3 protein-coding genes, 1 tRNA gene and 1 pseudogene are annotated in these 4298 nt (G+C 73.1%); 3 read left to right on the top strand and 2 right to left on the bottom strand.

Going from position 1 to position 4298, the window contains the following annotated elements:
- Positions 1-95 precede the first annotated feature (95 nt).
- Positions 96-1220: pseudogene (locus tag PV350_RS45025) on the top strand (tyrosine-type recombinase/integrase); the annotation flags it as partial.
- 77 nt (positions 1221-1297) lie between these two features.
- Here PV350_RS45025 and PV350_RS45020 read toward each other — a convergent pair.
- Both PV350_RS45020 and PV350_RS45015 read right to left on the bottom strand, forming a co-directional pair.
- Positions 1298-1372, bottom strand: a tRNA-Cys gene (locus PV350_RS45020).
- Positions 1373-1463: 91 nt separating this feature from the next.
- Entirely contained in the window at positions 1464-2324 is an 861-nt protein-coding gene (locus PV350_RS45015) for an alpha/beta fold hydrolase (protein ID WP_499512107.1), read from the bottom strand.
- Positions 2325-2469: 145 nt separating this feature from the next.
- Here PV350_RS45015 and PV350_RS45010 point away from each other — a divergent pair, with 145 nt between their 5' ends.
- Complete coding sequence (locus PV350_RS45010; RefSeq protein ID WP_500339117.1) at positions 2470-3837, top strand: MFS transporter; 1368 nt, start codon at positions 2470-2472, stop codon at positions 3835-3837.
- Positions 3838-3940: 103 nt separating this feature from the next.
- Positions 3941-4069: a hypothetical protein gene (locus PV350_RS45005; RefSeq protein ID WP_500339116.1), complete on the top strand. Its 129-nt coding sequence runs from the start codon at positions 3941-3943 to the stop codon at positions 4067-4069.
- The last annotated feature ends 229 nt before the right edge of the window (positions 4070-4298 follow it).

Here is a 4298-nt window from a genome sequence, read left to right as displayed (position 1 = left end):
TGGGGGTACCTCACCCCGCTGGAGATCCGACAGCGACACGAGCAAGAACACACCCTCGCAGCGTAAGCAACGAGTGTCCGAGATCACGGGGAAACTTCACGGAGGCCGTAAGAGAGCTTGAGCGGCAACGCGATGCCCAGACCGTGCGCAAGCCGGGCAAGCCCTGGACGGTCAAGGCGTGGCTGACGCACTGGATTGAGAACGTCGCACCCCTCACGGCCAACGACAACACGATGGTGGGGTACGGCGTCTCTGTACGGAAGCATCTCATTCCCGGCATGGGCGCCCACCGACTCGACAGGCTCAAGCCGGAGCAAATCGAAGCGTTCTACGTGAAGATGCAGGCAACCGGCAGCAAGCCCGCGACGGCCCATCACGCGCACCGCACGCTTCGCGCTGCCCTCAACGAGGCGGTACGGCGCGGCCATCTCGGGAAGAACCCGGTCCTGTTGGCAAAGGCTCCGAAGGTGGACGAGTACGAGGTGGAGCCCTACAACGTGCAGGAAGTGCAACGTCTGCTGAAGGCAGCGAGCCAGCACCGCAACTCCGCACGCTGGGCTGTAGCCCTCGCTCTCGGACTACGGCAGGGGGAAGTGCTGGGCCTGAAGTGGCAGGACGTAGAACTTGAAGGTGGGTTCGTGGTGGTCCGCCGCAGTCGGCACCGCCCGCAGTACGCGCACGGGTGCACGGAACCCTGCGGACGCAAGGCCGGGTACTGCCCGCAGAGGCGGCGCAGCAACCCCGAGACGTCCACCACCAAGTCACGCGCCGGCCGTCGCGCCGTCGGTCTCCCGGAACAGCTCGTTGACTTGCTGAGCGCCCACCGTGAGGCGCAGGACGCGGAACGGAAGTCGGCCGGGAAACACTGGGTGGAAGGTGGGTGGGTGTTCCCCGACGAACACGGGCGCATCGCTTCCCACCGAAAGGACTGGGCTGAGTGGAAGGCTCTATTGGCTGAGGCGAACGTCCGGGACGGCCGCTTGCACGACGCCCGCCACACGGCCGCCACGGTCCTGCTCATTCTCGGGGTGCCCGAGCGCGCTGTCATGGGTCTCATGGGATGGTCGACAACGGCCATGGCCGCCCGCTATCAGCACATGGTCGACGCGGTGCGGACCGAGGTGGCGAAGCAGGTCGATGGTCTGATCTGGAAGCCGGGCGCTGACGGGCCGGATGACGGCGACGATGGCGCCGCCGGCGTGCTCGTGCCGGTCAACTGAGACGGGAACTGAGACGGACAGGCAGATGGGGCGCCCCTCGGAAGAGGTGCGCCCCATTCTTTTTCCTGGTCAAGGGATGGAGGCCGTGGCGGGAATCGAACCCACGTAACTCGATTTGCAGTCGAGCCCCTGAACCACTCGGGCACACGGCCTTGCGTCGTCGACGTGACTCGACCATAGACGCGGCCCCCGGGAGGGGGTCAACGGTTCCCGGGGGCCTGCAACAGGACTGCCACACGCCGTTCACGAACCGCCGGGCGACGCGAGGAACTCCTCCACCACCGGGCGGAACAGCCCGGGTTCGTCCACCCACGGGAAGTGCCCGACGGCGTGCAGCGGACGCAGGCGGGCGTGCGGGAAGCAGGCCGCGACGACCTCGCCCGCGCGCATCCCGGTGATGGCGTCACGGTCGCCGGTGAGGACCAGCACCGGGCAGGTCACCTCGCGCAGCCGGGCCAGGACCGCGAGCCGGGCCGGTTCGTCGATGCCCTGCCAGAAACCGGCGCGGGGGACCGGGTGCAACTGGCCGCCCTCGGCGGCGGCGTGGACGCGCTGGGGCTCGTCCCAGTGGCCGTACGCCATCGGCGCGACCTGCAGCAGCAGCGTACGGACCCGGTCGAGGTCGTCGGCGGTCTCCAGCTCGGCGAGGGCGGCGACCGCCTCCGGCCACCAGGGTTCGCGCACGCGGCTCTCGAAGATCTCGCGGGCGTCGTCGGGCAGCTCGCCCTGCAGCCGGGAGCCCGGGGTGACCAGCACGAGGTGCGTCAGCCGCTCCGGGTAGGCGGCGGCGTACACCTGCGCGGTCGCGGCGGCCGCGTCGTGCGCGAGCAGCGCGAAGCGCTCCAGGCCCAGGTGCGCGCGGAGCGCCTCCAGGTCCTGGGCGAGCCGAGGGAAGGAGTAGGCGAGCGGGTCGCCGGCCGGCGGGCTGCCGCCGGTGCCCCGGCTGTCCGGGACCACCAGGCGCCTGCCCCGGTCCAGGCCGCCCAGGTCGCCCAGGTAGGCGGCGTCCCGCCCCGGGCCGCCGGCGAGCGCGAGCAGTACGGGCCCCTCGCCCCGGTCCTGGTAGGCGAGCTCGGTTCCGTCGTACGAGGTGTAGTGCGGCATGGCCTACGCCTTCCCGGCCCGGGCCCGCTTCTCCCGGCCCTAGGCCGAAAGGCCGACCCGGGTGCCAGGGGCAACGAGCCGGTTGACCCCTTACCCTGTCGTGGTGACCACCGCAGACACCGAGCCGGTATCCGGCCACGCAGGCATGCCCCTCGCCGGGCCGGACACCGGGGCCGACACCGTCCTGGGCAGCCGCTACCGCGCGCTGACCCTCGCGATGGTCTCCGTCGTCCTGCTCATCGCCTTCGAGGCCACCGCCGTCGGCACCGCCATGCCCATCGCCGCCCGCGAGCTGGACGGGCTGCCGCTGTACGCCTTCGCCTTCTCCGGCTACTTCACCACCTCGCTCTTCGCGATGGTCGTCAGCGGCCAGTGGTGCGACCGCACCGGGCCGCTGGCGCCGCTCGTCACCGGCATCGGCGCCTTCGCGGCCGGCCTGGTCGTCTCCGGCACCGCCCAGTCCATGTGGCCGTTCGTGCTCGGCCGCGCCGTGCAGGGCATCGGCGGCGGGCTCGTCATCGTCGCCCTGTACGTCGTCGTCGGCCTCGCCTACCCCGAACGCCTGCGGCCCGCGGTGATGGCGGCCTTCGCCGCGTCCTGGGTGCTGCCCTCCATCGTCGGCCCGCTCGTGGCCGGCACGGTCACCGAGCAGTTCGGCTGGCGCTGGGTCTTCCTCGCCATCCCCCTGCTCGTCGTGCTCCCGCTCCTCACCGGCCTGCCCGCGCTGCGCCGCGCCTCCCTCCAGCGGCCCCCGGACGACCGCGCGGCCCCCGACGGCCGCCGGCTGCGCCTCGCGCTCGCCGTCTCCGCCGGCGCCGGGCTGCTCCAGTACGCCGGGCAGGACCTGAGGCCGCTGTCGCTGCTCTTCGCCGTGGCGGGCGCCGCGCTCGTCGTCCCGGCCGCGCTGCGGCTGCTGCCCCGCGGCACCTTCCGCGCGGCCCGCGGACTGCCGTCCGTGGTGCTGCTGCGCGGTGTGGCGTCCGGCACGTTCCTCGGCGCCGAGAGCTTCGTCCCGCTCATGCTCGTCACGCAGCGGCACATGTCCCCGACCCTCGCCGGGCTCTCCCTGGCCAGCGGCGGCGTCACCTGGGGCATCGGCTCCTGGATCCAGGGCCGCCCCCGCCTCGAACCCCACCGCGAACGCCTCGTCGGCCTCGGCATGTTCCTCATGGCCGCCGCGATCGCCGGCGCCGCCCTGCCGCTCCTGGACGCCGCCCCCGCCTGGAGCGCCGCCGCCGCGTGGGGCGTGGGCGGCCTCGGCGCGGGCCTGGTCATCTCGTCCCTGAGCGTCATCCTCTTCAAGCTCTCGCCCCCCTCCGAGGCCGGCGCGAACTCCGCCGCCCTCCAGGTCTCCGACGCGCTCTCCAGCGTCGTCCTGGTCGCCGCCGCGGGCACCGTCTTCGCCGCCCTCGGCGGGGCGGCGGGCGCCTTCACGGCCGTCCTCCTCCCCATGTCCGTCCTCGCCCTCGCGGGCGTCGCCGTCGCGGTCCGCCTCCGCCCGAAAACCGGGTGAGACGGGCGCGCCCGGGGATTACCGTCCCGGTGCGGAAGAGCTGACCCTCGTCTTCACCGACGCCGAGTGGGAGTCCCTGGGCGACCTCGCCGACGCGCACGGCGTGCCCGTCGCGGAGGGCGTGCGCACGGCGGTGCGGGCGTACGAGGCGGCCGAGGCCGCGCGCGTCCGCACCACGGGGGAGGCGTACGCCGCCGCCCACGCGGACCTGCTGCGCAGGCCGGGGGAGTGACGTGAGCGTGCGCCAGCTCACACTCGCCGAGGTCACCGACCTCGCCCGCCTCGCCTGCGGCGGCCAACCGCCCGCGGGCGCGGATGCGGGTGCCCCTTGAGGCCGGTGGTTGTGTGCGGGTGCGTTGCGCCCGCGGCGGGCATCCCCCGCCACCCTCCCGATGGCCCGGCGCGGTCAGTGCGGGCCTGCGCTCCGTTCGTCTGAGGTCGGGGCCGCGCCGGCGCACTCC

Origin of the sequence: Streptomyces sp. PA03-6a (assembly GCF_033792765.1) — a bacterium.
Lineage (GTDB): Bacteria > Actinomycetota > Actinomycetes > Streptomycetales > Streptomycetaceae > Actinacidiphila.
This window is presented reverse-complemented; position numbering and strand designations above follow the sequence as displayed.